Raw genomic sequence first — 25,842 nt, forward strand, 5'->3', positions numbered from 1 at the left:
ATAGGCCGCGCCTATAGGCGAAGGGTGCGGGGGGTGCAATCGGATCGGTGGGTGTTCGGCGTGTGGCGGCGATATCGCCGGCATCGAGAAACGGACCGTCGTTTCCGATCGAACGATTTCCGATCAAAAAGCAGCCAATTATCAGTTGGCTCCGCCGTCACCGCCTGTACGGTCGGACCGTCCAACACGCCCGACACATGGGAGAGCTGCATGCTTCATATCGCATTGGCTGGATTGGCGCTGATATATGCGCCGCAGGACACCGTGCCTTCCGTGCCGCACCCGCCTGTCGAACCCGCTTCCGACGAGATCGTCGTCACGGCCCTGCGCGATATCGAAGACAAGAGCTCGGCGGTGACGCTGAAGTCGTTCGGCACGTCGCGTACGGGAAGTGCGGTTCGCAGCCGGCAGGTCTTCGACCTTTCGCAACGATGGGCTGCATGTCCCGCACGAGCAGCGCCGGACCGTCGCACCTGGCTGCAGACGGCAATCGATTCACGGACGAACAGCACGCGACAGGAGTTCGCGATGCTGCGGCTCGCGAAGGTGTACGCGGCGTGCGCGCCCGATACCGAAGACGCGCATCTGGGAATCATCCAGAATGTCTATTATGATCGGGGTGCGCTGATGGTCGAAGCGCTCAAGGCCTTCGTCCCGGACCTGGTGCTCACGAAAGAGCAAACTGCCGATCCCGAGGTGCAGGCACGGTTCAACGCGCGGGAGATCTCGCTCGCCAAATTCCGGCTGCCCGTCGATCGCCGGTACTTCGAGGCCGCGGTGTGCTTCGTTCGCATTGAACCGGAACTGGCCGTGAAACTTGCGATGACCGACAAGCCCCTAAGCGCGGTTCGTCGGATAGAAGCGGCCATCGTCAACAGGGGTAGGATATGCGTCGGCAACGCACGTAACGTGTATTTCGACGGCACCCAGTTCAGGTTCTATATTGCCGACGCGGTCTATCGCTGGGCGGTCGCTGCGAAGGGCGTGGATACGCTGATCCCGACCCGATAGCCCCGATCTGCTCGACCGCACTCCCCGCGCAATTGGCTTACGTTACGGCGAGCCGTTGCCCGAGAGCCGGGTCACGCCAAGCTTCGGTTTCGAGCGCTTCTCGGAGAATTTCGCCCGCGTGCCAGACGTCTTCATGGCTGAGGTATAGCGGCGTGAGGCCGAGGCGAAGGATGTCGGGGTCGCGGAAGTCGCCGATTACGCCGCGCGCCATAAGTGCTTGGGTCAGTTCGTAGGCATGCGGGTGGCGGAAGCTGATGTGACTGCCGCGTTTGGCGGGGTCTCGGGGGCTAACGCAGTCGAGGCCTAGCGCGTCGACTGCGGCGGCGAGAATGCCGAACAGTTGCGCGCTCTTGGTGGCGACGGCGTGTTGGTCGATGTCGGCCCAGAGGTCGAGCGCGGTTTCTAGGGCAGCGGTCGAGAGCATCGCGGGGGTGCCGGCAAGCCAGCGCTTCATGCCGGGGGCGGGGCGGTAGGCGTCCTCGAACGCGAACGGCGCGGCGTGGCCCATCCAGCCGGACAGCGGGCTGGCGAGTGCATCCTGCCAGCGCTTGGCGACGTAGAGGAACGCGGGCGCGCCGGGGCCGCCGTTGAGGTATTTGTACGTGCAGCCGACCGCGAGATCGGCGTTCGCGCCGTTGAGGTCGATCGGGACCGCGCCGACGCTGTGGCTCAGGTCCCAGAGCATGAGCGCGCCTGCGTCGTGTGCGCGGGCAGTCCAGGCGGTCATGTCGAAGCGGTCGCTGGTCTTGTAGTGGACGTGGGTGAGCAGCAGCACTGCGGTGTCGTCGTCGAGCGCCACGGCGAGGTCTTCGCGGGCCACCACTTTGAGCCGTGCGCCGGGGACGCAGGCGACAGCGCCCTCGGCGATGTGCAGGTCGGTGGGGAAGTTACCGGCCTCGCTCAAGACCGTGTGACGCTCCGGATTGCTGCGCAGCCCGGCAACCAACGCCTTAAAAAGGTGCGTCGAGGTCGTGTCGCTGATAATGACCTCGTCCTCGCCCGCGCCGATCAGGGGCGCGATCTTAGCGCCGATCCGCTGGGGTGCGTCGATCCAGCCTTCGTTCCAGCTGCGGATGAGGCGGTCGCCCCATTGGCGGGTTGCGACCTCGGCGAGCGCGGCGGGCATGGCCCTAGGCAGCGCGCCGAGCGAGTTGCCGTCGAGGTAGATCACGCCCTCGGGGAGCGCGAACTTGTCGCGGTAGGCGGCGAGCGGATCGGTCGCGTCGAGCGCGCGGGCGTCTTCGAGAGTCACTGGCTCTTTCCGAAATAGGTCAGGATCAGGCGTCTGGCTTCGACCCAGGCGGGCGTTTCCGGCGCGATCAGTTCGACATGGCCGGTCGCTGGAATGGTGTGGAGCGTGGCGGTGTCGCCGGCCGCCGTGGCCTTTGCAACGTAATCGGTGGCCATGACGAAGGGGATGATCCGGTCCTCGCGGCCGTTGACCAGGTCCTGCTTCACGCCGAGCGGGAGGAGGCGCGGGACCGATGTGTCGGCGTAGACGTCCGGATGCTGAGGCGTGGGTGCACCGACCAGTTTCGCGACGACTTCGGTACCGCAGCCATTGTCGGCGTTGGTCGCGGTGGCTTCGAGATCGGGCAGGCCGCCGAGGCTGATGACGTGGCGGATGCGGAGCGGGTTCGCGGCGTGGAGCACGCTCGTTGTCGGAAGCTTCGCGCGGGCGGCGAGCCAGAGCGCGAGGTGACCACCGGCGGAGTGGCCGATCGCTAGCACGCGGCGCGTATCCAGGTTGAACGTCTTGGCGCTGACCTTGAGTTGGTTCGCAGCCTTCGCAGCATCCGCGAACGTACCGGGATAGCCGCCACCGCTCCGGTCGACACCGCGATAGTCTATGTTCCAGACCGCGACGCCGGCGTTGCGGAGGTCGTCGGCGATCCAGTTCATCAGGCTGCGATCGGCGATGCTCGTCGTCCAGCAGCCGCCATGAACCATCACGACCACCGGGGAGGCGCGTTTTGTCTTGCCCTTGGGGAGCCAGACGTCGACCTTCTGCATCTGGTCGGTGCCGTAAGCGATGGTCGCGTCGGGCATCGGCTTGGGCCGCTCGGTCAGGTCGGGCCATGTCAGCAGTTTGGGCGGCGGGGAAGCGGGCGTTTGCGCGATGAGGGGCGTGGACATCGCGGCGAGCGCGAGAAAGGCGAGGCGGATCATAAGGTTGGTGTAGCGGGCTCGATCGACCGCGTCATGCGGGCATATCGTCGTGATCGAACGTGCCGGCCGCTTCGTACGTTCATGCTTTGATCGTTTCGTTCCCGGCTGCTATCGCTGCGCGCAATGGCCACCGATTTCAAAGATCCGTTCGACTCCATCGTCGACGCCCCCTTCGACAGCGCGCTGTCCGAGCGGTATCTCGTCTATGCGCTATCGACGATCACCGCGCGGTCGCTACCCGACGTGCGCGACGGGATGAAGCCGGTGCATCGGCGCCTGCTGTGGGCCATGCGGCTACTCAAGCTCGATCCCGCGCAGGGCTACAAGAAGTGCGCGCGTGTCGTCGGCGACGTGATCGGCAAATATCATCCGCATGGCGACCAGTCCGTCTACGACGCGATGGTGCGCTTGGCGCAGTCGTTTGCGATGCGCTATCCGCTGGTCGACGGGCAGGGCAATTTTGGCAACATCGACGGCGATAACGCGGCCGCCTATCGCTACACCGAGGCAAGGCTGACCCAGGTCGCGATCGACCTGATGGACGGGCTCGACGAGGACGCGGTCGCGTATCGCCCGACCTATAATGGCGAGGATCACGAGCCCGAGCTGTTCCCGGGGCTGTTCCCGAACCTGCTGGCGAACGGCGCGAGCGGGATCGCGGTCGGCATGGCGACGAGCATCCCGCCGCACAACGCCGCCGAACTGCTCGAGGCGGCGATCGTCCTGATCGATACGCCCGATGCTGACGACGTGGCGATCCTGGAACATGTAAAGGGACCCGATTTCCCGACCGGCGGCCTCGTCGTCGATCCGCCCGCGGTCATCCGCGAATCCTACGCGACCGGGCGTGGTGGCTTTCGCGTCCGTGCCCGGTGGGAAACCGAGCGGGAGAAGGGCGGCGGCTGGCAGCTGATCGTCACGGAGATCCCGTACGGCGTCCAGAAGGGCAAGCTGATCGAGCAGATCGCCGATCTGATCAACGCCAAGCGCCTGCCGATCCTTGCCGACGTGCGCGACGAATCGGATACCGAGATCCGCATCGTGCTCGAACCGCGCAGCCGCACGGTCGACCCGCAGATCCTGATGGACGGGTTGTTCCGGCTGACCGACCTCGAGACGCGGATCAGCCTCAACCTCAACGTGCTCGACAAGGATCGCACGCCGCGCGTTATGTCATTGCGTGAGGCGCTGGCGGCGTGGGTCGATCACCAGTTCGTCGTGTTGCGCCGGCGGACCGAGCATCGGCTGGCGAAGATCGCCGACCGCGTAGAGCTGCTCGACGGCTATCTGATCGCGTATCTCAATCTCGACCGCGTGATCGAGATCATCCGCACCGAGGATGAGCCGAAAAAGGTGATGATCGCCGAGTTCGCGCTCACCGATCGCCAGGCCGAGGCGATCCTCAACATGCGGCTGCGATCTCTGCGGCGGCTCGAAGAGTTCGAGATCAAGACCGAGCGCGACAAACTCGACAAGGAGCAGGCGACGCTGGCGGCGTTGCTGGCGGATCCGAAGAAACAGCGCGCGCGGATGAAGCGCGACATGGCGAAGATCCGCGATCGATACGGGCTTGAGACCCCACTCGGCAAACGGCGGACGACGATAGAGGAGCACGCGCCGACACGCGACATCCCGCTCGAGGCGATGATCGAGCGCGAGCCGATCACCGTGATCCTGTCGCAGCGCGGCTGGATCCGGGCGATGAAGGGGCACAACGATCTCGCGAGCCCGGAAGCGCTGAAGTTCAAGGAGGGCGACGGCCCGGCCTATGCGTTCCATGCGCAGACCACCGACAAGCTGTTGCTCGCGGCGGAGAACGGGCGCTTCTACACGCTGGCGGCGGACAAGCTGCCCGGCGGCCGCGGCTTCGGCGAGCCGGTGCGGGCGATGATCGATCTCGACGGCAGCGTCGGGATCGTCGCGCTGCTGCCCGCGAGCAAGCATCCGAAACTACTGGTGGTCGCGACCGACGGGCGTGGCTTCTCGGTGAGTTCGGCGGAGGTCGTTGCTGAGACCCGCAAGGGCAAGACGGTAATGACACCACGCCCGGGTGCGCAATTGAAGATCGTCCGGCCGATCGGCCCCAATGACGATTACGTCGCGGCGATCGGCGACAACCGGAAGATGCTGGTGTTCCCGCTCGCCGAACTGGTCGAGATGACGCGCGGGCAGGGGCTTCAGTTGCAGCGCTATCGTGACGGCGGGCTCGCGGATGCGATCACGTTCGTCTTTGCCGAGGGTCTGAGCTGGGCGATGGGTGGCGGCACGGGAAGAACCCGGACCGAATCGGACCTTGGCCCATGGCGTGCGGCACGCGGCGCAGCAGGAAGAATGCCACCGACCGGTTTCCCGCGCGATAATCGGTTCGGGTAAATCCAGCGGTAGCACGCTGTAAAACCGAAAGATTGGCGATAAACGACAGTTAAGAGCCGTTTCGGTTCCTTCAGGACGTTTTAACGAACGTCGGCTAGGCAAGACGCATGGCATCGATGGCCCCGGATGCGATGACGCAACCAATCGTCGCGACGGAACTCGTCGCGCGGGCGCTCGAACTCGTTCCCATACCGGCGGCGCACGTGGTGGTGAACGCCGGTGTGTTCGATCTGTTCGCGATGAACCGCGCCTATCGGCTGGCTGGCCTGGGCGTCATTGCCGAGCGATCGCCGATGATCGCCGATCTGGGATCGCGTATCCTTGCCTTCCTCGATTCGGCGAGCTTGCGGTCCGATTTCGAATGGTCGCTGGGGGACGAGATCGACTGCCGTTATTACCGCGTGACGATCGCGCGGACGTTCGCGTCGTTGCGCGATCGCTGCACGATCAGTTTCATCGACCAGACCTCGCAGATCCAGACCGAACGCAGCCTGCGCCGCGAGATGACGACCGACAGCCTGACCGGTTTGCCGAACCGCGAGGGATTCGAGGAACTGATCGAGGATATCGGCGATCGTAGCGCCAGTGCGGTTCTTGCGATCGATCTCGACCGGTTCGGGCGGCTGAACTCGTGTCTGGGCTCGCTGGCCGGTGACGAATTGCTGATCACCGTCGCCCGGCGGATCAAGGGGGCGTTGCGCGCCCGCGATACGCTGGCCCGCATCGGTGGCGATCAGTTCGGCATCCTCATGACGGTCGACAATGACCGCGACGAGGCGCACGCCTTGGCCGAGCGGATCCAGCGGACGCTGACGACGCCGTTTCGGCTTACCGATTACGAGATCAGCGTCGAATGCTCGGTCGGCATTGCGTACGGCGGCGACGAGGCTGCCGACGTCGCCGAACTGATCCGCCACGCGCAGTTCGCGGTGAAGCGGGCGAAGGTGAGCGGTCGCGCCGAGAGTTATTTGCCGCAGGACTTCGCGATCGCCCGCGCGCAGTTCAGCATGGAGACCGCATTGCGGCGCGCGATCGAGAATCGCGAACTGCGGCTGGCGTATCAGCCGATCTGCGATCTCGCGACCGGCCGGATCGTGTCGTTCGAGGCGCTCGCCCGCTGGACCGACGAACAGGGGCGCGCGCACAACCCGACCGAATTCATCCCGGTTGCGGAGGAATCCGGGCTGATCGTGCCGCTGGGGCGCTGGGCGATCGAAGAGGCGGCCCGGACGCTGGCTGGCTGGGACATGCGCCACGGCGGATCGTGCGGGGTGAAGGTCGCGGTCAATCTGTCGGCGATCCAGCTGCAGCGCGACGACATCGCGCCGGTGGTCGAGGCGGCGCTGGCGTCGACCGGATTGAGCGGGGATCGCTTCACGCTGGAGCTGACGGAGAGCGCGATCGTCACCGATCCGGACCGCATCACGGGCACGATGCATGCGCTGAAGGCGCTTGGCACGACGCTCGCGATGGACGATTTCGGGACGGGATATTCGAACCTCGCATACCTCCAGAAGCTGCCGATCGACGTGCTCAAGATCGATCGCAGTTTCGTCTCGGGGATGCTTGCCGACCGCGACAAGGTGTCGATCGTCCGCGCGATCCTGAGCCTGGCGCAGGCGCTGGGGATGAAGACCACCGCCGAAGGTATCGAGACGAACGAACTGGCGCAGACGCTGGCCGCGCTGGGGTGCACGTTCGGGCAAGGATATTTCTATGCCAAGCCACTTGAGGCCGATGCGGCCTATGCGATGATCGGGTCTGTCGCCTAGCCTCCGCCCTGCTCCGATCGACCGGAACAAGGGAATGACGGATGACCTGCGTCCGGCTCCTTCGGACTCAAAAACGCTGCCTCAGAGCGCGGTCGTGACCATTTCGTCGGCGATTGCCGCGACCCGTGCGGCATCGGGGAAGCGTTCTGCGATCCACTGCGTCTCGACCCGGCGCAGCATTGCCGCGACGTCCGGCCCTCTGCGGAGCCCGCGTTCGACCAGTGCGCCGCCCGAGAACGGGAAGGCGGGCGGCGTCCAGTCCTTGATCGGCGTGACGTCGTCGCCGGCGATCAAAAGGCGGTCGACCGCGACGGTCGTGCCAACGCGGTAGGCAAGTGCCTGCGGGCCTTCCTCGCCGGGGCCGGCGGTGGCAGCGATCAGGCGCTTGCGGTCGGTGTTCGAGAGCTTCAAACGCGCGCCGACGGCTTCGGCCGCTGCGGGAGCGATCGTCATGGCGAGGCGGCGGATCGGGTCCGGCGCGATGCCTGCCGTCGTCTCGCGGTCGGCAAGGAGGGCGAGCCGCTCGGCACCGGCCGCGTCGATCTCCGGCAACACCGCACGAAAGATGCCGCGCTCGACCATCAGCGCGACCACTGGCACGGCGTTGGCCGCGACCAGCAGTTTCAGCACTTCGCTCGCGACGCGTTCGCGCGAAAGCGCCATCAGGTCGTTGGCACGTGCGGTGCAGGCGTCGAGCCCGGCTTCGTCGATCGTGGTGCCGAACCGCGCATGGAAGCGGAAGAAGCGGAGGATGCGAAGGTGATCTTCGGCGATCCGCTGCAGCGGGTCGCCGATGAAGCGGACGCGCCGTGCCGCGAGATCGTCCAGCCCGCCGAAATAATCGAAGATCTCGCCGGTCGCCGGGTCCGCGTAGAGCGCGTTCATCGTGAAGTCGCGGCGCGCCGCATCCTCGCGCCAGTCGTCGGTATAGGCGATGATCGCATGGCGACCGTCGGTCGAGACGTCACGGCGCAACGTCGTCACCTCGACCGGGCCGGCTGGCGTGACGGCGGTGATCGTACCGTGCGCGAGCCCGGTTGGGACCGCCTTGATCCGCGCATCCTGAAGCCGCTCGATCACCTCCTGCGGGGGCAGGCGGGTGGCGATATCGACATCGGCGACTTCAATCCCGAGCAGCGTATCGCGCACCGCGCCACCGACGAAGCGCGACTCGCCGTCCGCCGCGCCGAGAACCTTGGTCAGTGCTTCCAGGCCATCACGGTCGTGCCACGCCGCAGCCGGGAGTATCAAGACCACCTCAGGCGGCGCGCGAGGTTGACGATCATCGCTGCGGTCGCACCCCAGATGCGGCGCTCGTTCCACATGATCTCGTAATAATGCCGGTCGTGGCCCTGCCATTCGAGCGTCGCCTCGACATGGTTTGCCTCGTCGAGCAGGAACGCGAGCGGGACTTCGAAGACGCTGGCGACTTCCGCTTCGCTCGGCGTGAAGATCAGGTCGGGCGGGATGATGCCGATCACCGGCGTCACCTGGAACCCGGTGACGGTGCGGTAGCTGTCGGCCTCGCCGATCACGCGGACCTGGTCGCGGGGGAGGGCGATCTCCTCCTCGGCCTCGCGCAGCGCCGCGGTCACGACGTCCTCGCCGGGATCGATCCGACCGCCGGGGAACGCGATCTGGCCGGGGTGGCGGCTCATCGTGTCGGTGCGCTGCGTCAGGATCACGCCCGGATCGGCGCGGTCGGTCACCGCGATCAGCACCGCGGCGGGAAGCAACGTGTCGGCGGCGGTGAGATCGCCGTCATGCTGGTCGCCGGTGAGCAGGATCATGTGCGACCCGGCGCCCTTCGCCAGCGCCGCGGTCATCCGTTCCGTGAGGCTCATGCAGCGGGCTCCAGCGGGAAGAACGCGCCGTCGCTCCACAGCCCGGCGGGCGTCGCGTCGTCGGCGATCGCGCGCTCGGCGAGTTCGTAATAGACCGAGCGCACGACCAGCGCCTCCATCCCGCCGCGCACGGCGAGGTAGGGGCGTGGGCCATCCGTATCCTCGACGAAGCGCAGCGGATGCTCCGGGCCTGCGGTGACCAGGTCGCCGGTGTTCAGTCGGAAGGCGAGCTTCGCGTCGCGACCGCTACCTTCGGCTTTCATCTCGACCGCGATGAAGGCCGCGTCCTCGACCTCGATATCGAGTTTCTCGACGGGGGTGACGAGGACGTGCGTACCGTCGGGTTCGCGGCGGAGGATCGTCGAGAACAGCCGGACCATCGCCGGGCGCCCGATCGGCGAGCCCTGGTGATACCAGGTGCCGTCGCGTGCGATCCGCATCTCGCTGTCGCCGCAATGCGTCGGATTCCATTTCTCGACGGGGGGCAACTTGGCCTCCTCGACGAGCTTGGCGATCTCGGCGAGACTGAGCGAGGCGATATCGGGAATGGGATCCATGGGCATGGCGGCGGACTAGGCGGGGAGGGGGCCGAGGTAAAGCGGCGCCTTATACGGATGCGGTGACTGGTATCGTCTTCGCCGTGCGTGGACCGAGTATGCCCGCGGTATCCGGTACCGCAGTGCCGCGCGCGAGCAGGCGGTGGCGCTCGACCGGGCCGGGGGCGTCCCAGAATGCGGTGCGCTCGGCCGAGAAGCCGAAGAAGCGACCGTAATAATCGGGGTCGCCGATCAGCATGAGCGCATCGTCGAGTCCGTTCGCGGCAGCGGCCTCGAGCACCCGCGCGACGAGGCTGCGACCGATGCCGTCGCCCTGGCGGTTGGGGGAGACGGCGACCGGACCGACCATTACCAGCGGACTCTGCCGGTCGTCGTCGATCAGCGCGATCGGCCAGCACTGGATCGAGCCGACCAATACGCCGTCCTCGACCGCGGCGAAGCTGAGCGCAGCGATCGGCGTGCCGGTGCCGCGGATCATATAGGCGGTCCGCGTGAACCGATCCGGGCCGAAAGCGGCATCGAGCAACATCTCGACCGCAGTCGGATTGATGACATCGAGGGGGACGAGCGTGATCACCGGCATCTCCTGCCCCGCATGCGCCGCGTGTCGACCGCGTGTCGGCGGCGCGTGAACGGTGGGGCAGCGCGCTTTAGCGTTGGCGACGCTGAACGCAAGGATAACCGAAGGCTTCGGAAAAGGGCGACACGCAGCGGGCATAATGCCTGAACTACGCTTCCGTCATGCAAGTGCCCGCCACCTCCCCCTGGCAGGGAGGATCGAGGGGGGCAAATACCCGACCGCGTTCGCTCTTCTGAAGAGCCGACTTTCATCTCGGCGTGCGTCTGCTAGAGGCGCGCCTATGGAAGACAGTCTTCAACTCGAAGTTCACGATCTCGAAGTGCAGGTCCTGACCGGCATCTATTCGGAAGAGACGCACCTGCCGCAGCCGCTGCGGATCTCGCTGACGGTCGACATGGTCTGCCCGAAGCGCTTTGCGCCGGATACGCCGTTGTCCGCCTCCAAGAACTATCTCGACCTGAAGAACGCGGCGACCACCGCGCTGCCGCCCGGCGTGCACTTTACGCTGATCGAGGGCGTGGCCGATCATATCTGCGAAACGCTGTTTCTGCAGGATGCGCGGGTGTTACGGGTGCAGGTGAAGATCGTGAAGCTCGCGATCGCCGAAGCCGACGAGGCGATCGGGGTCACGCTCGTCCGTCATCGGCGGTGATCGGATGCGGCTGACGCTGGAGTCGGGTGGCGAGATCGCGGCATTGGTCCGCGGGGCGGGGGGCGAATCGCTCGTCGTCGTGATCTCGCCGATGCTGGATGCGCTGACGATGGCGCAGGCGAGGGCATCGATCGCGCCGCTGGCGGTCGAGTTGGCGCCGTCGACTCGGCTCAACGCCGTCGTGCCGGGCGGGGGAGCAGACCCTGCCGACATCGATGCCGCCGTCGCTTTTCTCGAGCGGGCGCAGTCGACTACCGGGCAGGTGCTGGAGATCGGCAAGCGCTAAATCGTGAGGGCGTTCAGCTCTTCCGCGTCCGCCCGCAGGGTCCGAGCGCGGCCAGGACGAACGCGTAATCCTCGCGTGCGATCGTCGCATCGGCGGCTTCGAGCGATCCGGTGCTCCGTTCGGGTAGCGTCGCCGGCAACGCGCATGCCATCCGGTACCATAGCAGCGTCTCGGGAGCAGGCGGTGCTGCCGATTCGTCGACGATCTCGCTTAGCGCCACCGCCCAGCGGGGTTGCTCGCCCGGGCGACGCAGTATCGATAGCGAAACCGGTCGTTGATCCGCCGTCGTCAGGAAGATCTGCGTCTCGCCTTCGCCAGGCAGCGCACCAGCGACGTGAAACGCGTTGCCGATCCCGGTGATGACCGGTGGCGCGTCGCTGGCCAGCGCATCCTTGGCGATCTTGCGGGCGCGCGCATCCGCCGTCGGTGTCCAGTCGAGTTGCGCATCGGGCGCGATCAGCTGAACCTGGTTGACTGCGCCTGCGACCGGCCGCGCGAAGATCAACACGCGCGCCTTCTTGAACTTGGGCACCTTGCCCGCGGAATCGGGTGCGATATCGAGTAGGTACCCGATTCGCGGCGGCAGTCCGTCCGCACCCCGGATCAGCGCCGTGACGTCGACTTCGACATAGAGCCGGACAAGCCCGGGTGCGAGATTGGGCGCCTCGGCCGGCTTTATCTTTGCGGTCGACCGCACGGTCGCATCGGCGATGATGGGTGCCGAGAGAACCAGGTCGGCGACGTTGGCATAGCCGATCCCGCCTTGTGTTTCCGGTGGCGCCTCTCGTGACGCCTGGCCTGCCGTGACAGGCGTCGTACCGGGAGAAACCGGCGGCTGCGGTGGCGCCCGGCCGGCATCGGCGGGCAGTGCGACGAGGGCGATCGCGAGGGCCGAAGCCGTAACGTGAAACAGTGGATTCATGTGTTCAGGCTACGCGACTGAAGCTGAACGATACAGAAATAATTCTGCCATCGTACGGTTGTACGTTTGTTGCGTCTGACAAAGCGTTTGCGTGTCGCAGAACGTGGCGATAGGACTTGGGCACTGCCCCGTGGTTATTCCGGCCAACGGCAGACGTATGTGTCGCGTACCGAGTGCGGATACGTGCGTACGGAGCAGGCAGATTAAGGGAGTGTCGTTTCTGAATGGCCTATACTGACCAGAAGATGTCCGGAGGCAAAATCGTCGCGATCGTGATCGTCGCGCTGATTCATGCGGCCTTGGGCTATGCTTTCGTCACTGGCCTTGCGTATCAGTACGTAAAGAAGGCCCAGGAAAAGATGACGACGTTCGACGTGGAGCCGCCACCGCCGCCGCCTCCACCCGACGAGCCCCCGCCGCCGCCGCCTGACCAGCCAAACCTGCCGCCGCCACCGACCACGGTCGTGACGCCGCCGCCGGTCGTGGTAACGCCGCAGCCCGCTCCAGCGATTACCACGTCGAGCATCATCCCCAAGTTCCAGCCGACGGCCCCGCCGTCGCCGCCAGCCCCGCCGGCTCCAGCAGCGCCCCCCGCGCCGCCAGTCGTCAGCAAGGCAGCCGGACCTAAGGGTGATCCTGCTCAGTGGGTTTCGACGGATGATTATCCGCCGAGTTCGCTGCGCGCCGAGGAAGAAGGCACCGTTGGGATCGCTTGGGACATCAATGCCCAGGGTCGCGTCGAGAATTGCCGCGTGACGTCGTCGAGCGGATCGTCCGCGCTGGATCGGGCCGCATGCGCCGCGATCACCCGGCGTGGTCGGTATTCGCCGGCAATGGACACGGCGGGCAATCCGATCCGGTCGAGCTCTTCGCGTCGCGTCACGTGGAAGATCCCGCCCCAGTGATTTGGGCCAGTGATTATCGGGCCCGGTGATTTGGGCTCGATACTCTGGTCAGTTTACGCTGCACTTTTCGTTTCAGACATTGACTATAGTCAGAGGACTAACCGATCATGATCACCACCATCCTTGCAGCGGCAGCGCCCGCCGCAGCCGACGCCAACCCGTACGGCCTGCAAGCCGCACTCCGTGAAGGCGGCCTGATTTCGCAGACCGTGTTCGGCATCCTCGTGCTGATGTCGGTCGTGTCGTTCTACATCCTGTTCTCGAAGCTGTTCGAGCAGCAGAAGATCATCGGTCAGGGCAAGCGCGTCCGTCAGGCGTTCTGGTCGTCGAACAGCCTTCGCGAAGGTTCGGCCAAGCTCGAGAAGAACTCGGCCTACAAGCAGATCGTCGACGACGGTCTCGCCGCTCAGGAGCAGCATTCGAAGCTGACCGATCCGGTCGAGGCGCATGACTGGCTGCACGGTTCGCTCGCGCGTTCGGAAGCCGCGATCAACTCGAAGCTCGGTGGCGGTCTCGCCTTCCTCGCGACGGTCGGTTCGGTTTCGCCGTTCATCGGTCTGTTCGGTACGGTTATCGGCATCTACCGCGCGCTCGTGAAGATCGGTGCATCGGGTCAGGCATCGATCGACAAGGTCGCAGGGCCGGTCGGTGAAGCACTGATCATGACCGCCCTCGGTCTGGTCGTCGCGGTTCCTGCCGTTCTGTCGTACAACTGGCTGCAGCGTCGCAACAAGTCGATCGCAGAGGACCTGTCGGCCTTCTCGAACGACGTGCTCGGCTTCCTCGCTTCGAACGGTGCTGTTCGTCCGTCGATCGCTTCGGGCGCAAAGCCGGTTCCGGCCAAGCCTGTCACGACGACCACGACTGCCGGCCAGACCGGTGGCGTACCGCGCGCCAACTAAGACGCGTGAAAGGCGGGGCTGCTGCTCGCAGCTGCCCCGCTTCATTGCTGCCGGCGGTTCCGGTGGCGATCAAATGGATAGGATAGTTCGCACATGGCGATGAGTGTTGGTGGCGATTCCACCGAGAGTTCGATATCGGACATCAATACGACGCCGCTGGTCGACGTCATGCTCGTGCTCCTGATCATCTTCCTGGTGACGACGACCGTCGCGGTCCAGGCGGTGCAGCTGAAGCTCCCGGATGTCCGCTTCGATCCGACGATGACCAAGCCCGAGAACGTCTCGCTGTCGGTGACGTCGGCCAACGGGCAGTGCCAGGTATTCTGGGGTCTTTCGCCGGTTACCCATGAAGAGCTGCTGCAGCGCGGCGTGGACAAGCTGAAGGCCGAGATCGCACGTCAGGGCGGTGCCAACGCCGCTGGCCTCGAGCTGCCTGAGGCGCATATTCGCGGCGACGTGAACGCACCGTATCGCTGCATCGGCGCCACGATCTACACGATGCAGCAGGCCGGGTTCGCCCGTGTCGGCTTCATCTCCGAACCGCCTCCCGGCGGCACCACCGAACGCTGATGCCGAACGCTGATGGTGGCTCGGACGTAATTAGGAGTAGTATAAAATGGCAATGAGCGGCGGCAAAGAAGATGGCGCGCCGATGATGGAAATGAACATGACGCCGTTGATCGACGTCCTGCTCGTTCTCCTCATCATGTTCATCATCACGATCCCCATTCAGACGCACGCGGTTAAGGTCGACCTTCCGGTCAATAGCCCGAACCAGCCGCAGAACCCGGTCAATCCCGAGAAGAACAAGATCTCGATCGATGCCGCCGGTGTTATCGCGTGGAACGGTGCGCCGGTCGACGAGGTCACGCTTCGCCAGTATCTGGATCAGTCCGCGGGCATGACGCCCGAGCCCGAACTTCACTTCCAGCCTGATCCACAGGCCCGGTACGAAGTGGTCGATCGCACGCTGGCCGTGATCAAGCGGTCCGCGATCACCAAGCTCGGCTTCATCGGCAACGAGCAGTACCGCAACGACTTCTAAGTCGCCTGCGTACAGTATCGAACGTCCAAAGGGCGGTCCTCCGGGGCCGCCCTTTTTTGTCGTGTGCTCGTGACGAGCGAGGCTCGGATCGAAGCGACGCGGGGCAGATCGATCGAGGCAATGAACCCGCGCGAGCGCGCTTGATCAATGTACTTGTATGACAGTCATCGAAGTGACACACCGTTGTCACAAAAGTGAAACCTTCCGGAATGCGAAGGTCAGTGGAGATGGATGATGCGCAAGTCCGTTCTGTTCGTTCTCGCAACTCTTGGCGCCGCGACGCCGGCTCTGGCGGACCAGTCCGCGACGGTCGATCGCACGGGCTACGTCGCGATCGCAGCCGGCGATCTGTCGATGGCGGAGCAGCGCATCGTCGCCGAGCGCAAGATCTTCCCGCAGCGCGCTGAACTGATGCTCAACCTCGCGTCGGTCTATCACCGCACGGGTCGCGAATCGGAGGCACGCGCGCTGTATGCGGCGGTGCTGGAGCGACCTGCGGTTGCGATGGACCTGCCATCCGGCGCGGTGGCATCGTCGCACGATCTGGCTAGCCGTGCGCTTGCTCGGCAAGCGCAGCAGATTGCCACTCGCTAAAGGGTGATCTCGCGGTCGTGATCGCGGAGGGTTCACCCTCTCCCTGTTCTCCTGCGAAGGCGGGAGCGCAGGCGTGGTCTCCGCCTTCGTGGGGGATCAAGTTGAAGGTTGATGGTTCGGTATCTGTTGGATGACGAACTGCCATGAGCGGCAAGTCACGACACCGTTTGAGCATGTGGGTTTGGCAGCGGGGTCAAATCGTCCGCGGTTGATCTTCGTATTGAAGACGTGTGTGCTAGGTTTGGGTGTGCCCGTCCCGTCGTCAGCACTCGTAGACTTCGTCTATCAGACACGCACGACACTACCCCGGCGGAGGCCTGGACCCAATCGGGACGCTGCCAACGGAGCGTTAAGCGTCGTCACCTAGACCTCGCCGCTTGGACCCCGGCCCTCGCCGGGTAGGGGAGACGGGGAGAGCTCGGTTCGCCCGATTTGTCCACGTGTCTGACAGCTCGCTGGGCCGGTGAATCCGCGGCGGGAGCTGGCAACCTCCTGAGCCGGAACAAACGTGGAGCAAGTCTAAGTTTCCACAGCCCCGCGTCAATCGCCCCGGAGGCAGCAGTACCCAGCCCCAAGCCCGAAGCCCCATGCCCCAAGCCCTAAAGCCGCGGCAGCGTCACCCCGCGCTGGCCCATGTATTTACCGGCGCGATCCGCATAGCTCACCTCGCAAGGCTCGTTCCCCTTCAGGAACAGGAATTGGCACGCGCCCTCGTTCGCATAGATCTTGGCCGGCAACGGCGTGGTGTTGGAGAATTCCAGCGTCACATGCCCCTCCCATTCCGGCTCCAGCGGCGTCACGTTGACGATGATCCCGCAGCGCGCATAGGTCGACTTGCCGAGGCAGATCACCAGCACGTCGCGCGGCACGCGGAAATATTCGACGGTGCGGGCAAGCGCGAAGCTGTTCGGCGGGATGATGCAGACGTCGGTCTTGCGATCGACGAAGCTGTTCGCGGCGAAGTCCTTCGGGTCGACGATCGCGCTGTCGACGTTGGTGAAGATCTTGAACTCGTCGGCAACGCGCGCGTCGTAGCCGTAGGACGACAGCCCGTACGAGATGCAGCCGTCGCGGCGCTGCGCTTCGTGGAACGGTTCGATCATCGCATCGCCCAGCGCGCGCTCGCGGATCCAGCGGTCGGACATCACGGACATGGCAACTCCCTTTTCGGGAGCGGCTTTCGCCCGGATGCGTGCCGACGGCAAGAGGGACGCGCCGAATCACGTGCCGCCCCGTCCGCGCGCCCCTCACGAAGCGTCCGCTCGCGCGCGTAGGCTATTGATGCGGTCGGGCGGTGGCGTCACAGTGCGACGTCACGATCGCCGCGATCGCGACTGCGCCGTCGGTGCTGGCCCGACGGCTGAAAGGGAAGCTGGCTTGAAGTTCATCGAGACCCCGTCACCCAATTTCGACGATCGTTCGCTGCCGATCACGATGATCGTGCTGCACTATACCGGGATGCAGGACGGCGCGTCGGCGATCGCTCGGCTGCGCGATCCCGAGGCGAAGGTGTCCTCGCATTATCTGGTCGAGGAAGACGGCACGGTCCTACGGATGGTCGCGGAGGACAAGCGCGCCTGGCACGCGGGCAAATCGCACTGGCGCGACGTCGACGACGTCAACTCCGCCAGCGTCGGCATCGAGATCGTCAATCCCGGTCATGAGTTCGGCTATCGTCCGTTCCCGCCGGAGCAGATCGCATCGGTCGTGGCGCTGGTCGCCGAGATCAAGGATCGTCACGAGATCACGCGCGGTAACATCGTCGGCCATTCGGATATCGCGCCGGTGCGCAAGCGCGATCCAGGCGAGCTGTTCCCGTGGCACGAACTGGCGCGGCGCCGGCTGGCATTGCCGCGGCCGACCAAGAATCTGATGGACCCGGGCTGGACCGAAGGCGGCTTCTGCCTCGCGCTCGAACGCTTCGGCTATGATGTCGAGAACCGGATGGCGGCGACGATGGCGTTCCAGCGGCGGTTCCGCCCGGAGCTCGTCGACGGCGAGGTCGATGCGGAGTGCCGGTGCATCCTGCTGGCGCTGTTGCTGCCGAAGCCGATGGGCGACGACTAATCACGATCCTCCCCTGCCAGGGGGAGGTGGCACCGAAGGTGTCGGAGGGGGGGCACGGAACAGAGGTTGTCCCTTGCCTTCCCCTCCGTCTGGCGAGTGCCAGCCACCTCCCCCTGGCGGGGGAGGATCGCAGCGCACGCTAAAAACTGTGGTGCATCGCCCGCACCCGCGCTAGGGCTCGCCTCGCCAGAGGGTCGGGCGGCCGCGGGTGTTTTCGGACACGCGAGGAAAGTCCGGGCTCCGCGAAACGACGGTGCCGGGTAACGCCCGGCGAGGGTGACCTCAGGGAAAGTGCCACAGAGAGCAGACGGCCAACCCTCGGCTTCGGTCGGGGCGGTCAGAGTGAAAGGGTGCGGTAAGAGCGCACCGCGCGCCTGGTAACAGGGGCGGCACGGCAAACCCCACCGGGAGCAAGATCGAATAGGGGTGGCACATGGGCTTCGTTTCAGCTCGTCACCCGGGTTGATTGCTTGAGGCGGCGGGCAACCGTCGTCCTAGAGGAATGGTCGCCTAACTTCCGCATCGAAGGATCGGAAATGGACAGAACCCGGCTTATAGACCCTCTGGCATCCTATCCCGAACCATTGCAGACTGTGCGCAAATGGCGCGTGGGGGATGCGATGCGGTTCGACAGGGTTGGGGTTTTCGGCGCGAGCATGGCGGCGATCGCTGCCGCGATCGTGCAGATGGCGGCCCCGGCGATTGCGCAAGCTCCTGCAACGACGGTCCAGCATGATTTCGACGCCGCAACCGCCCTCGATGCGAAGGGCGACAAGGTCGCGGCGCTAACAGCGTGGGAAAAGCTCGAGGCACGGACCAAGCTGGGGTCGCGTAGTCGTGGCATCGCGCTCATTCGCAAGAGTGCCGCCTTGTTCAAGCTCGATCGCTCGGACGACGCGGTGACCGCGGCGCGAACCGGGCTCGCGATGTTGCCCGCGACCGATCCGACGCTCGCAGAGGATCGTTGGCGGGCCTATTACAACCTCGGGACCATCGCCCAGAACGCGCTCGACTATGCGGGCGCGAGCGATGCCTATGCGAGCGCGGAAGCGGCGGGCGATACGCCGTCGCTGAAGGCGAGTGCGATGCTGGCGCTGGCGGAGACCAGGACGTTCACCGATCCCGCCGCCGCAGAGGCGGCCCTCGCCCGTGTCGATGCCCTGGTGAAGACCACCCCGGCGGATGCCAAGACGAAGGCGATGATCGCGCGCCGTCATGCGATTCTGGCGCTCAACCGTGGCGCGTACGAGCCTGCGCGCGTCTATGCGATCGACGCGGTCAAGCAGCTCGGCGGACTGACCTCGCAGACCGATATCAACGACGTGTCCGCACGCTCGGACGCGGCGATCGCCTCGCTGATGGCGGGCAAGCCCGACGACGCGCGGCGATATATGGCGATGACGGGCGCCGGGCGGCTGACCAAGGGCGAGTTCGACCCGGCGGTGCAAATGGATGTGCCGCCATGCGGGGGCGAGGCCGACCTGCGGCCTGCCGACATGGCGGTGGTCGAGTTCACGGTCGGCGACGACGGCGTAGTGAAAGACGTCTCGCCAATCTATGCGGCAGGAGGCGGTGCGGTCGCGCTGGAGTTTGCCCGCGCGGTCCGCGGCTGGTCCTGGACGCCGGAACAGGCAAAGGCGTTCCCGGCATTCTTCCGGTACAACGTCCGCATCGAGATGCGGTGCTCGACACTGTTCGAGCGCCCGTCGATCGGCAAGTTCCTTGATGCCGACATGGCGACCTGGCTCGAATCGAAGGGGCTGTCGCTGCCGGCCGGGGAGCGTGGGGCGGATGCCGTCGCGGTCGTGAACCAGCGCGCGGCTCTTGCGGCGGCAGAGACGAAGTCGGGCGCCAATTCGCTTGCGACGCTGCCGCCGCTGTATCAGCTGGTCAATAATGCGGTCGTCGGGCGCGAGGATACCAACGTGTTCGCCAAGCGTGCGCTGGCGATCGCCGAAGCGCAGGGCGCGCCCGCATCGGCCAGGCTGCCGCTCGATATCAGCGCGCGCGTGACGGCCAGCGCGGACAGCTGGAAGGACGGGGCGTTCACGCGTGCCGTCACGCCGCTGCTATCGATGCCGGTCTATGCGAACGATCCCGAGGCACGCTCGGCGATCCTGTTGCTGATCGCCGAGCGGACCAATGCGCGAAACCGTCGTGCGGTGCTGCTGCAACAGGTGGCGGACGACCAGCGGCTGGCGGCGAACGATCCGATGCGGGTCGGGGCGCTGATCCGACTGGCCTCGCTGCAGCAACAGGCGGGCGATACCGCTACGGCGCGTGCGACGTTCGACCGGTCGGGGCTGGCAGCGAGCCAGTGTGCGATCCTCGACGCGCCGCCACGCTTCCTGTCAGCCGGCGGGACGTTTCCCGACGAGGCGATGGCCTGGGGCTTCGAAGGGTGGACCAGGACACAGTTCGACGTCGGCGCCGACGGCAGGGTCCTCAACCAGCGCGCGGTGCTGAGTTACCCCCCCTTCGTGTTCACCAAGGCCGGGGTGCAGACGATCGCCGGGGCACGGTACAGCAAGACGTTCCGACCCGATGGCGGTGTCGGCTGCGGCGGCCTGTCGCATAGTGTGCGGTTCAAGCTGCCGGGGTGAGGCGGCAGGTGACCAGCCCGCCTACACCAGCACCTTGTCCGGTCTGCCGACCTTTTCCAGCACGGTCGTCGAGTCGATCTCCATCATCGGTTTGATCAGCCCGTCGCGGATGTCGTAGACCCAGCCGTGGAGCAGCACTTCCTGCCCGCGGGCGAACGCGCCCTGGATGGTGGCCGTGCGCGCGAGGCGGAGGAGCTGGTCGCGGACGTTGACCTCGACCAGCCGGTTGACCTTCTGCTCGCGGTCGGGCTGCGCGTCGATCTCGTCGGCATGGTCGTGCATGACGCAGCGCGCGGGGGCGAGCCATGCGTCGACGGCTCCCGTGGTGCGGCCATCGACCGTCGCACGAATCCCACCGCACGCGTAATGCCCGCATATGATGATGTGCCGCACGCCGAGCACGTCCACCGCATATTCGAGCACCGACATCAGGTTCATGTCGTCGGGATTGACGAGGTTGGCGATGTTGCGGTGGATAAACATGTTGCCCGGCGGCGTCATGGTCATCTGTTCCGGGCCGACGCGGCTGTCCGAGCAGCCGATCCACAGGAACTCCGGGTTCTGGCCGACCAGCTGGCGCTGGAAGAAGTCGGCGCTCTCCTCGATGATCTCGGCCGCCCACGCCTTGTTGGCGAGCAGGAGCTGCTTGTACTGCCTCATGCGAAACGGACCTCGGTCTGGGGGGCGTTGATCAGCTTGACCGTGCGCAACGCGAGATCGCCGCGGATGAGTACGGTGATGCCGCGATACTCGGCGCCCTTGATGAACGCGTTGATGATGTCGACGTTGTCGAGGTCGACGTAACTGGTCGACGACAGGTCGATCAGCAGGTTTGCGTTGTCGGGCACCCGGTCGAGCGACTTCTGCAACTCGTATTTGTGGATGAAGTACAGGTTGCGGCGGGCACGGACGAGGCAGTCCTCATCGTCGCAGGCGAAGGTGATCGCGGTACGGAAATTGCGCGCGATCACGAACACGAAGCCGACGACCATGCCGATCAGGATGCCTTCGAGCAGGTCGGTGAACAGGATCGCGGCGACCGTCACGACGAACGGAATGAACTGGGTCCAGCCCTGCTTGTAACGCTCGGTGAACAACTTGGGCTTGGTCAGCTTGTAGCCCGTCGCGATCAGGACCGCAGCGAGCGCCGACAGCGGGATCAGGTTCAGCACCGCCGGGATCAGCGCGACGCTGACCAGCAGCCAGAAGCCGTGCAGCATCGTCGACAGCTTGCTTTCTGCCTTGGCATCGACGTTCGCCGACGAGCGCACGATCACCGAGGTGACGGGCAGGCCGCCGATCAGGCCGGACAGGATGTTGCCGCCGCCCTGCGCCATCAGCTCCCAGTTCTTATCGGTCGAGCGGCGACGCGGATCGATCTCGTCGACCGCCTTGACGCTCAGCAGCGATTCGAGGCTGGCGACGATCGCGAGCGTCACGGCGCTGCTCCAGACGATGCCCATCGTGATCCCGGAGAAATCGGGGAAGGTGAACAGCGACGGGAATTGCGACAATGTCTGCGTGATCGGCACCTGAACGAGGTGCGTCGCCTTGAGCTGCCATTCGGGCTTCACCGCGCCAAGCAGAACGTTGCCGAAGATGCCGATCAGCACGACGACCAGCGGGCCGGGGACGAAACGCAACGGGCCGTTCTTCGGCTTGGCGCCGTCCCACCAGAACAGGAAGGCGAGGCTGACCGAGGCGATCAGGATCGCACCCGGCGTGACGGCAGCGCTCAGGCTGTCGAAGATCCGCGCGAACGTGTTGATGCCGTTCGCGGTGGTGAATTCGAAGATGCCCTCCGCCTCCCGGTCGAATCCCACGGCGTGCGGAATCTGCTTGAGGATCAGGATCAGGCCGATCGCGGCGAGCATCCCGGTGATGACCGACGACGGCACGAATTCGCTGAGGATGCCCGCGCGGGTCAGCGAGAAACAGATCTGAAGGACGCCGGCCAGCACGACCGCCATCAGGAACATCTGGTAGCTCGGCATGCTCTCGATCGCGGTCAGCACGATCACGGTCAGGCCCGCCGCTGGGCCGCTGACCGACAGCGGCGACTTCGAGAACAGGCCGACCGCGATACCGCCGACGATCCCCGAGATGACGCCCGCGAACAGCGGAGCACCCGAGGCGAGCGCGACGCCGAGACAGAGGGGCAGCGCGACGAGCGCGACGACGATGGAGGCGGGAAGATCCGCGCGCCATGTGGTAAGCCTTGGAATGAGAGTCGGCACCGATGCTCCTGTCGCTGAGGTGTCGGCTGGGAATACGTCCGACCCGGACGCGTCTATCCATGCCACATGACAAATAGTTCATGTTCAGTAAGCGATGAACGGTGGCTGACTCAAGGCGGAATGTTGCGCTGCGGGAGATTGTCGGAACGCGGGAGTTTCGCGCGCGATCACCGCGTGCGGTTGCGTTGTCCGCGGGGACGACTATCTCGGGCCGCTATGGCGAGAAGCACGACACGATCTTCCGACTGGGGTTTCCCGCGCTGGCGCGAGTATGGCGCGAGCACCGAGGCGGTGACCGTCCGGCTGTGCGACCGGCATGGCTGCAACGAGCCCGGGAATTGCCCGGCGCCGAAGTCGCCCAACAGCCCGGACCGCTGGTATTTCTGCATGAACCACGCCGGCGAATATAATCGCGGCTGGAATTATTTCGAAGGCTTGAGCGCGGAGGAAGCGGCCGAGCGCGAAGCGGCGGAGACGCGCACCGCCGATGGTTCTACCGATCCCAAGCATTATGCCTGGGCCGGTTCGGGCGACGGCAGCCGCTCGCGTGACGAGATGCGCGCGCTGGAGGTGCTTGACCTCGAGCCCGACGCGACCTTCGAGGACGTGCGTGCGGCGTGGCGGCGGATGGCGAAGGCGAATCATCCGGACGTGCGTCCGAACGACAAGGACGCGGCGAAGCGATTTCAGGGCGTGCAGGCAGCATACGAGGTTCTGAAGGTGGCCGAAGACCAGCGGACGTGGAAACCGGCGTGATCCGTGTCCTCGCCAGTCGCTGGCAGGGTAGCGTTCTGGTCTGCGGGAAATGCTCGAAGAAGCTGGATGGCGGGTTTGGCGAAAAGGGCCGGACGTCGCTCGTGAAACTGTTGCGTCAGGCGCTCGGCGTGAAGAGGGGCCGCAAGGCTGATCGCGGGGTGGTCGAGGTCAAGTGTCTCGGCGTGTGCCCGAAGAACGCGGTGGTGATGATCGACGGCTCCCGGCCGGACCGGTGGATGCTGGTGCCGGCTGGTGCGGATACGGACGAAATCGTTGCAACCCTTACCGAACACCGCGACGTGCCCTCACCCTCGCCGCCTCCGGCGTCTCTCCCTCTCCCCTGAGGGGAGAGGGAAGGGGCCCGCGGCCACTTGGTCGTGGGAAGGGTGAGGGCACGGTTCTAGGTGGCGTACCGCTCGGCCGTTTCTCGGATCAGCGCGATCATGTTGGGAATCCCCTGCGTGCGGTTCGAACTCAACTGCTTGCTCAGATCGAACGGCGCAAGTTCCGCAATGATGTCGGTAGCGACGATCGCGCCCGGCGCCTGATCCTGCACCGTCAGCAACACCAGTGCGATGATCCCCTTGGTTATCGCCGCATTCGAATCCGCGAGAAAATGGAGCCGGCCATCATCGGTCGTGGTCGGATAGACCCAAACCGACGCCGAACACCCCCGCACCAACGTCGCATCGGTCTTGAGCGCATCCGGCATCGGTTCGAGCTCTTTGCCGAGGTCGATCAACAGGCGGTAACGATCGTCGGGTTCGAGGAAGTCGTATTCCTCGCGAATGTCGGTGAGAGTGGGCATGTGCGAGCGGTTACTCTGGTGAAGGTCCGGTCGCAACACTCCGGTGCTGGCTATACTCGTGGCGCCAAGCGGGTTGCATTACACTGAGGCTCATTCCGTCACCCCAGCGAAAGCTGGGGTCTCTCGGTTATGATGAGACCCCAGCTTTCGCTGGGGTGACGGCCAGAGAGGGGGGCGCCGGTCAGTCAGTCAGTCAGTCAGTCGGTCGGTCGGCCTCAGAGATCCACCCCGGCAGCGATCGCCTCGAGCTTCTTGATCCGCTCCTTCAGATCCGCGATCTCGATCCGCGATCCGGTCGACACCGCGACCGGCATGCGACCGTCCTGCATCTGGTCCAGTTCCATCCGCCGCAGTGAGAGCCACCCGCGCCATCCGGCCAGTCCGCCTGCGACAATCATCGCGAGGCCCGCGAGGCTCGCCAGCGCGAGCGTGATGTAAAGGTTCGCTTCGATCATGTCCGCCTCCTCTAGCGGTCGCGGAGCCGTTCGATCTCTCGGTCGAGATCGACGCTCTTGTGGTTGTCGGTAATCACGCGCTCCAGCACCTGGATCCGCTCCTTCATCTGCTGCACCTCGTCGCGGAGGCGTGCTGCCTCGGGATCGTTCATCAGCGACTGCGCCTCGCCGTGCCGCGCACTCTTGAGGCGCGATTTGAAGATGCCGGTAATCATCACGATCAGGACGATCATCACGACCATCACCTGTCCACCATTCATGATCTTGTCTCCTAACGGGTCGGTCTAGTTGGCCAGGCGTTCGGTCGCGGGACCGGTATCGCGGAGCAAATCGATCTCGTTCGAGAGCTCGATCCCGCGGTCGGTGACGATCCGTTCGAGCACCCGGACGCGCTGTTCGAGGCGGTCGGTATGCGCCGCATATTGCGCGGACTTCTCGGCGATCATCTGCGCGTCGAGTTCCATGCGGCGATGCCGATACGCGAACCAGGGCCTGACGAAGACACCGCCGAAGATCGCGAGCAGTCCGCAGCAGATGCCGAGGATCGGGATGAGCAAGGGGCTGAGCATGATCGTGTCCTTCAGCGGTCGCGGAGGGCGTCGATCTCGCGAGCGGTGCGCTCGGCGGGATCGGTGGCGATGCGTTCGAGGACCGCGATCCGCTCCTCGAGGCGGGAAACCTGACCGGTGAGACGCTCATTCTCGCTGCTGAGCAGCTCGACCTTTCGTTCGCCAGCCGGGTCCTGCTTGTGCCCGCCGCCCCAGTTCATCGAGTTGCCCCAGTCGTCGCTCGGCGGATAGCCGTGTTTCGTACGGATCCAGTTGTTGACGATCCAGCCGACGGTCGTGATCGCGATGATGGCGATAATGAAACCTGGTCCACCCCAAGCCATAGTCATTCTCCCTGTTGACGCCGCGTCTCAACGCAGGCTGTCGATCTCTGCCGCGAGGCTGTTGCTGGAGCGGCTGGTATAGTGCGTCTCGATGTCGGCGAGGCGGCGGTCGATGTCGCGGAACTTGCTGCGGACCTCGGCGGTCGAGCGCTTTGGGTTCGAGCGGACGCCCTGCCAGAACTTCGCGTCGTCGGGCGTCTCGTACAGGCCGATCGGCTTGGCATGGCCCATCCAGGCAACCATCCAATAGGCCAGCAGCGTCCAGGGAAAGCCCCCGGCGAGCGTCAGGACGACCATGCCGACACGGACGAAGAGCGCATCGACGCCGGTATAGTCGGCGATCCCGGCGCAGACGCCCTTCCACTTGGCGTTCTGCTTATCGAGGTAAAACTGTGTGCGGCTGCCGGACATC

The 25,842-nt window shown here is 65.3% G+C and carries 30 protein-coding genes and 1 other RNA gene; 15 read left to right on the top strand and 16 right to left on the bottom strand.

Annotated features, from left to right (window positions below):
* The first annotated feature begins 210 nt into the window (after window positions 1-210).
* A complete protein-coding gene (locus C8J45_RS04245) occupies window positions 211-1,011 on the top strand; it encodes a hypothetical protein (protein ID WP_146168565.1) in 801 nt (266 codons plus the stop codon).
* Window positions 1,012-1,048: 37 nt separating this feature from the next.
* Here C8J45_RS04245 and kynU read toward each other — a convergent pair whose 3' ends face one another.
* Both kynU and C8J45_RS04255 read right to left on the bottom strand, forming a co-directional pair.
* Window positions 1,049-2,263, bottom strand: coding sequence for a kynureninase (gene kynU, locus C8J45_RS04250; protein WP_107961968.1), 1,215 nt, complete (start codon window positions 2,261-2,263; stop codon window positions 1,049-1,051).
* Window positions 2,260-3,180 (bottom strand): S9 family peptidase, encoded by a 921-nt coding sequence (locus tag C8J45_RS04255; RefSeq protein WP_107961969.1) that lies wholly within the window; start codon window positions 3,178-3,180, stop codon window positions 2,260-2,262. Before C8J45_RS04255 ends, kynU begins: the two co-directional genes overlap by 4 nt.
* Window positions 3,181-3,303: 123 nt before the next feature.
* Between C8J45_RS04255 and parC the strand changes: the two genes are divergently transcribed.
* Complete coding sequence (gene parC, locus C8J45_RS04260) at window positions 3,304-5,553, top strand: DNA topoisomerase IV subunit A (protein WP_107961970.1); 2,250 nt, start codon at window positions 3,304-3,306, stop codon at window positions 5,551-5,553.
* 107 nt (window positions 5,554-5,660) lie between these two features.
* Window positions 5,661-7,325, top strand: a complete 1,665-nt coding sequence (locus tag C8J45_RS04265; RefSeq protein ID WP_107961971.1) for a bifunctional diguanylate cyclase/phosphodiesterase — start codon at window positions 5,661-5,663, stop codon at window positions 7,323-7,325.
* Window positions 7,326-7,406: 81 nt separating this feature from the next.
* Here the strand turns inward: C8J45_RS04265 and C8J45_RS04270 are convergent, their stop codons facing one another.
* The 4 genes from C8J45_RS04270 to C8J45_RS04285 are packed head-to-tail and all read right to left on the bottom strand — an operon-like array spanning window position 7,407 to window position 10,303.
* On the bottom strand, window positions 7,407-8,582 hold the full coding sequence (locus C8J45_RS04270) for a CCA tRNA nucleotidyltransferase (protein ID WP_258191277.1): 1,176 nt from the start codon (window positions 8,580-8,582) through the stop codon (window positions 7,407-7,409).
* On the bottom strand, window positions 8,573-9,169 hold the full coding sequence (locus C8J45_RS04275) for a CoA pyrophosphatase (protein WP_107961973.1): 597 nt from the start codon (window positions 9,167-9,169) through the stop codon (window positions 8,573-8,575). Before C8J45_RS04275 ends, C8J45_RS04270 begins: the two co-directional genes overlap by 10 nt.
* Window positions 9,166-9,732, bottom strand: coding sequence for a DUF1285 domain-containing protein (locus C8J45_RS04280; RefSeq protein WP_107961974.1), 567 nt, complete (start codon window positions 9,730-9,732; stop codon window positions 9,166-9,168). The genes C8J45_RS04275 and C8J45_RS04280 overlap by 4 nt, the downstream gene beginning before the upstream one ends.
* Before the next feature lie 43 nt (window positions 9,733-9,775).
* The gene (locus tag C8J45_RS04285) at window positions 9,776-10,303 is read right to left on the bottom strand and encodes a GNAT family N-acetyltransferase (RefSeq protein WP_107962258.1); all 528 of its coding nucleotides are present in this window, start codon (window positions 10,301-10,303) and stop codon (window positions 9,776-9,778) included.
* A gap of 283 nt (window positions 10,304-10,586) precedes the next feature.
* Here C8J45_RS04285 and C8J45_RS04290 point away from each other — a divergent pair, with 283 nt between their 5' ends.
* Both C8J45_RS04290 and C8J45_RS04295 read left to right on the top strand, forming a co-directional pair.
* Window positions 10,587-10,958, top strand: coding sequence for a dihydroneopterin aldolase (locus C8J45_RS04290; RefSeq protein ID WP_107961975.1), 372 nt, complete (start codon window positions 10,587-10,589; stop codon window positions 10,956-10,958).
* A gap of 4 nt (window positions 10,959-10,962) precedes the next feature.
* Window positions 10,963-11,244: a Rossmann fold domain-containing protein gene (locus C8J45_RS04295; protein WP_107961976.1), complete on the top strand. Its 282-nt coding sequence runs from the start codon at window positions 10,963-10,965 to the stop codon at window positions 11,242-11,244.
* Between the two features lie 13 nt (window positions 11,245-11,257).
* Here the strand turns inward: C8J45_RS04295 and C8J45_RS04300 are convergent, their stop codons facing one another.
* The gene (locus tag C8J45_RS04300) at window positions 11,258-12,166 is read right to left on the bottom strand and encodes a hypothetical protein (protein WP_107961977.1); all 909 of its coding nucleotides are present in this window, start codon (window positions 12,164-12,166) and stop codon (window positions 11,258-11,260) included.
* A gap of 224 nt (window positions 12,167-12,390) precedes the next feature.
* Here C8J45_RS04300 and C8J45_RS04305 point away from each other — a divergent pair, with 224 nt between their 5' ends.
* The 5 genes from C8J45_RS04305 to C8J45_RS04325 all read left to right on the top strand — a co-directional run bounded on the left by C8J45_RS04305 (window position 12,391) and on the right by C8J45_RS04325 (window position 15,612).
* The gene (locus C8J45_RS04305) at window positions 12,391-13,071 is read left to right on the top strand and encodes an energy transducer TonB (protein WP_107961978.1); all 681 of its coding nucleotides are present in this window, start codon (window positions 12,391-12,393) and stop codon (window positions 13,069-13,071) included.
* Between the two features lie 107 nt (window positions 13,072-13,178).
* Window positions 13,179-13,973, top strand: a complete 795-nt coding sequence (locus C8J45_RS04310) for a MotA/TolQ/ExbB proton channel family protein (protein ID WP_107961979.1) — start codon at window positions 13,179-13,181, stop codon at window positions 13,971-13,973.
* 93 nt (window positions 13,974-14,066) lie between these two features.
* Window positions 14,067-14,543, top strand: a complete 477-nt coding sequence (locus tag C8J45_RS04315; protein ID WP_107961980.1) for a biopolymer transporter ExbD — start codon at window positions 14,067-14,069, stop codon at window positions 14,541-14,543.
* 46 nt (window positions 14,544-14,589) lie between these two features.
* Window positions 14,590-15,018: a biopolymer transporter ExbD gene (locus tag C8J45_RS04320; protein ID WP_181321086.1), complete on the top strand. Its 429-nt coding sequence runs from the start codon at window positions 14,590-14,592 to the stop codon at window positions 15,016-15,018.
* A gap of 234 nt (window positions 15,019-15,252) precedes the next feature.
* On the top strand, window positions 15,253-15,612 hold the full coding sequence (locus C8J45_RS04325) for a hypothetical protein (RefSeq protein ID WP_107962259.1): 360 nt from the start codon (window positions 15,253-15,255) through the stop codon (window positions 15,610-15,612).
* A 599-nt stretch (window positions 15,613-16,211) separates the two neighbouring features.
* On the opposite strand, the gene dcd is transcribed toward C8J45_RS04325, so the two are convergent.
* Entirely contained in the window at window positions 16,212-16,766 is a 555-nt protein-coding gene (dcd, locus tag C8J45_RS04330; protein ID WP_055878967.1) for a dCTP deaminase, read from the bottom strand.
* 280 nt (window positions 16,767-17,046) lie between these two features.
* Here dcd and C8J45_RS04335 point away from each other — a divergent pair, with 280 nt between their 5' ends.
* From C8J45_RS04335 to C8J45_RS04345, 3 genes are all read left to right on the top strand, one after another.
* Window positions 17,047-17,679, top strand: coding sequence for an N-acetylmuramoyl-L-alanine amidase (locus C8J45_RS04335; RefSeq protein ID WP_374956421.1), 633 nt, complete (start codon window positions 17,047-17,049; stop codon window positions 17,677-17,679).
* Between the two features lie 186 nt (window positions 17,680-17,865).
* Window positions 17,866-18,250: RNase P RNA component class A (gene rnpB / locus C8J45_RS04340), an RNA gene on the top strand.
* A gap of 13 nt (window positions 18,251-18,263) precedes the next feature.
* On the top strand, window positions 18,264-20,282 hold the full coding sequence (locus C8J45_RS04345; RefSeq protein WP_146168566.1) for a hypothetical protein: 2,019 nt from the start codon (window positions 18,264-18,266) through the stop codon (window positions 20,280-20,282).
* Between the two features lie 21 nt (window positions 20,283-20,303).
* On the opposite strand, the gene C8J45_RS04350 is transcribed toward C8J45_RS04345, so the two are convergent.
* A complete protein-coding gene (locus tag C8J45_RS04350) occupies window positions 20,304-20,942 on the bottom strand; it encodes a carbonic anhydrase (protein WP_107961984.1) in 639 nt (212 codons plus the stop codon).
* Complete coding sequence (locus C8J45_RS04355; RefSeq protein WP_107961985.1) at window positions 20,939-22,519, bottom strand: SulP family inorganic anion transporter; 1,581 nt, start codon at window positions 22,517-22,519, stop codon at window positions 20,939-20,941. Before C8J45_RS04355 ends, C8J45_RS04350 begins: the two co-directional genes overlap by 4 nt.
* Window positions 22,520-22,735: 216 nt before the next feature.
* Between C8J45_RS04355 and C8J45_RS04360 the strand changes: the two genes are divergently transcribed.
* Both C8J45_RS04360 and C8J45_RS04365 read left to right on the top strand, forming a co-directional pair.
* Entirely contained in the window at window positions 22,736-23,275 is a 540-nt protein-coding gene (locus C8J45_RS04360) for a J domain-containing protein (protein WP_107961986.1), read from the top strand.
* Entirely contained in the window at window positions 23,272-23,619 is a 348-nt protein-coding gene (locus tag C8J45_RS04365; protein ID WP_107962260.1) for a hypothetical protein, read from the top strand. The genes C8J45_RS04360 and C8J45_RS04365 overlap by 4 nt, the downstream gene beginning before the upstream one ends.
* Window positions 23,620-23,675: 56 nt before the next feature.
* Here the strand turns inward: C8J45_RS04365 and C8J45_RS04370 are convergent, their stop codons facing one another.
* From C8J45_RS04370 to pspC, 6 genes are all read right to left on the bottom strand, one after another.
* The gene (locus C8J45_RS04370; RefSeq protein ID WP_107961987.1) at window positions 23,676-24,083 is read right to left on the bottom strand and encodes a SufE family protein; all 408 of its coding nucleotides are present in this window, start codon (window positions 24,081-24,083) and stop codon (window positions 23,676-23,678) included.
* Between the two features lie 215 nt (window positions 24,084-24,298).
* Window positions 24,299-24,538 (bottom strand): hypothetical protein, encoded by a 240-nt coding sequence (locus C8J45_RS04375; protein ID WP_107961988.1) that lies wholly within the window; start codon window positions 24,536-24,538, stop codon window positions 24,299-24,301.
* 11 nt (window positions 24,539-24,549) lie between these two features.
* Window positions 24,550-24,798, bottom strand: coding sequence for a hypothetical protein (locus C8J45_RS04380; RefSeq protein ID WP_107961989.1), 249 nt, complete (start codon window positions 24,796-24,798; stop codon window positions 24,550-24,552).
* 24 nt (window positions 24,799-24,822) lie between these two features.
* Window positions 24,823-25,107, bottom strand: a complete 285-nt coding sequence (locus C8J45_RS04385) for a hypothetical protein (protein WP_056058216.1) — start codon at window positions 25,105-25,107, stop codon at window positions 24,823-24,825.
* 11 nt (window positions 25,108-25,118) lie between these two features.
* Window positions 25,119-25,430 (bottom strand): bZIP transcription factor, encoded by a 312-nt coding sequence (locus tag C8J45_RS04390; protein WP_056058221.1) that lies wholly within the window; start codon window positions 25,428-25,430, stop codon window positions 25,119-25,121.
* Window positions 25,431-25,457: 27 nt separating this feature from the next.
* Window positions 25,458-25,841 carry an envelope stress response membrane protein PspC gene (pspC, locus tag C8J45_RS04395; protein WP_056482352.1) on the bottom strand — a complete coding sequence of 128 codons (384 nt, stop codon included), beginning with the start codon at window positions 25,839-25,841 and terminating at the stop codon, window positions 25,458-25,460.
* Window position 25,842 lies beyond the last annotated feature (1 nt).

Origin of the sequence: Sphingomonas sp. PP-CE-3G-477, assembly GCF_003050745.1 — a bacterium.
Lineage (GTDB): Bacteria > Pseudomonadota > Alphaproteobacteria > Sphingomonadales > Sphingomonadaceae > Sphingomonas.

Excerpts from the sequence above, each read along its gene's own strand:
- C8J45_RS04370 (WP_107961987.1), bottom strand. The coding sequence starts at position 24,083 with ATGCCCACTCTCACCGACATTCGCGAGGAATACGACTTCCTCGAACCC.
- C8J45_RS04320 (WP_181321086.1), top strand. The coding sequence starts at position 14,590 with ATGGCAATGAGCGGCGGCAAAGAAGATGGCGCGCCGATGATGGAAATG.
- C8J45_RS04305 (WP_107961978.1), top strand. The coding sequence starts at position 12,391 with ATGGCCTATACTGACCAGAAGATGTCCGGAGGCAAAATCGTCGCGATC.
- C8J45_RS04380 (WP_107961989.1), bottom strand. The coding sequence starts at position 24,798 with ATGAATGGTGGACAGGTGATGGTCGTGATGATCGTCCTGATCGTGATG.
- C8J45_RS04290 (WP_107961975.1), top strand. The coding sequence starts at position 10,587 with ATGGAAGACAGTCTTCAACTCGAAGTTCACGATCTCGAAGTGCAGGTC.
- C8J45_RS04335 (WP_374956421.1), top strand. The coding sequence starts at position 17,047 with ATGATCGTGCTGCACTATACCGGGATGCAGGACGGCGCGTCGGCGATC.
- C8J45_RS04350 (WP_107961984.1), bottom strand. The coding sequence starts at position 20,942 with ATGAGGCAGTACAAGCAGCTCCTGCTCGCCAACAAGGCGTGGGCGGCC.
- C8J45_RS04375 (WP_107961988.1), bottom strand. The coding sequence starts at position 24,538 with ATGATCGAAGCGAACCTTTACATCACGCTCGCGCTGGCGAGCCTCGCG.
- C8J45_RS04385 (WP_056058216.1), bottom strand. The coding sequence starts at position 25,107 with ATGCTCAGCCCCTTGCTCATCCCGATCCTCGGCATCTGCTGCGGACTG.
- C8J45_RS04360 (WP_107961986.1), top strand. The coding sequence starts at position 22,736 with ATGGCGAGAAGCACGACACGATCTTCCGACTGGGGTTTCCCGCGCTGG.
- C8J45_RS04280 (WP_107961974.1), bottom strand. The coding sequence starts at position 9,732 with ATGCCCATGGATCCCATTCCCGATATCGCCTCGCTCAGTCTCGCCGAG.
- C8J45_RS04275 (WP_107961973.1), bottom strand. The coding sequence starts at position 9,169 with ATGAGCCTCACGGAACGGATGACCGCGGCGCTGGCGAAGGGCGCCGGG.
- parC (WP_107961970.1), top strand. The coding sequence starts at position 3,304 with ATGGCCACCGATTTCAAAGATCCGTTCGACTCCATCGTCGACGCCCCC.
- C8J45_RS04310 (WP_107961979.1), top strand. The coding sequence starts at position 13,179 with ATGATCACCACCATCCTTGCAGCGGCAGCGCCCGCCGCAGCCGACGCC.
- C8J45_RS04300 (WP_107961977.1), bottom strand. The coding sequence starts at position 12,166 with ATGAATCCACTGTTTCACGTTACGGCTTCGGCCCTCGCGATCGCCCTC.
- C8J45_RS04255 (WP_107961969.1), bottom strand. The coding sequence starts at position 3,180 with ATGATCCGCCTCGCCTTTCTCGCGCTCGCCGCGATGTCCACGCCCCTC.
- pspC (WP_056482352.1), bottom strand. The coding sequence starts at position 25,841 with ATGTCCGGCAGCCGCACACAGTTTTACCTCGATAAGCAGAACGCCAAG.
- C8J45_RS04390 (WP_056058221.1), bottom strand. The coding sequence starts at position 25,430 with ATGGCTTGGGGTGGACCAGGTTTCATTATCGCCATCATCGCGATCACG.
- C8J45_RS04295 (WP_107961976.1), top strand. The coding sequence starts at position 10,963 with ATGCGGCTGACGCTGGAGTCGGGTGGCGAGATCGCGGCATTGGTCCGC.
- dcd (WP_055878967.1), bottom strand. The coding sequence starts at position 16,766 with ATGTCCGTGATGTCCGACCGCTGGATCCGCGAGCGCGCGCTGGGCGAT.
- C8J45_RS04265 (WP_107961971.1), top strand. The coding sequence starts at position 5,661 with ATGGCATCGATGGCCCCGGATGCGATGACGCAACCAATCGTCGCGACG.
- C8J45_RS04325 (WP_107962259.1), top strand. The coding sequence starts at position 15,253 with ATGCGCAAGTCCGTTCTGTTCGTTCTCGCAACTCTTGGCGCCGCGACG.
- C8J45_RS04245 (WP_146168565.1), top strand. The coding sequence starts at position 211 with ATGCTTCATATCGCATTGGCTGGATTGGCGCTGATATATGCGCCGCAG.
- C8J45_RS04315 (WP_107961980.1), top strand. The coding sequence starts at position 14,067 with ATGGCGATGAGTGTTGGTGGCGATTCCACCGAGAGTTCGATATCGGAC.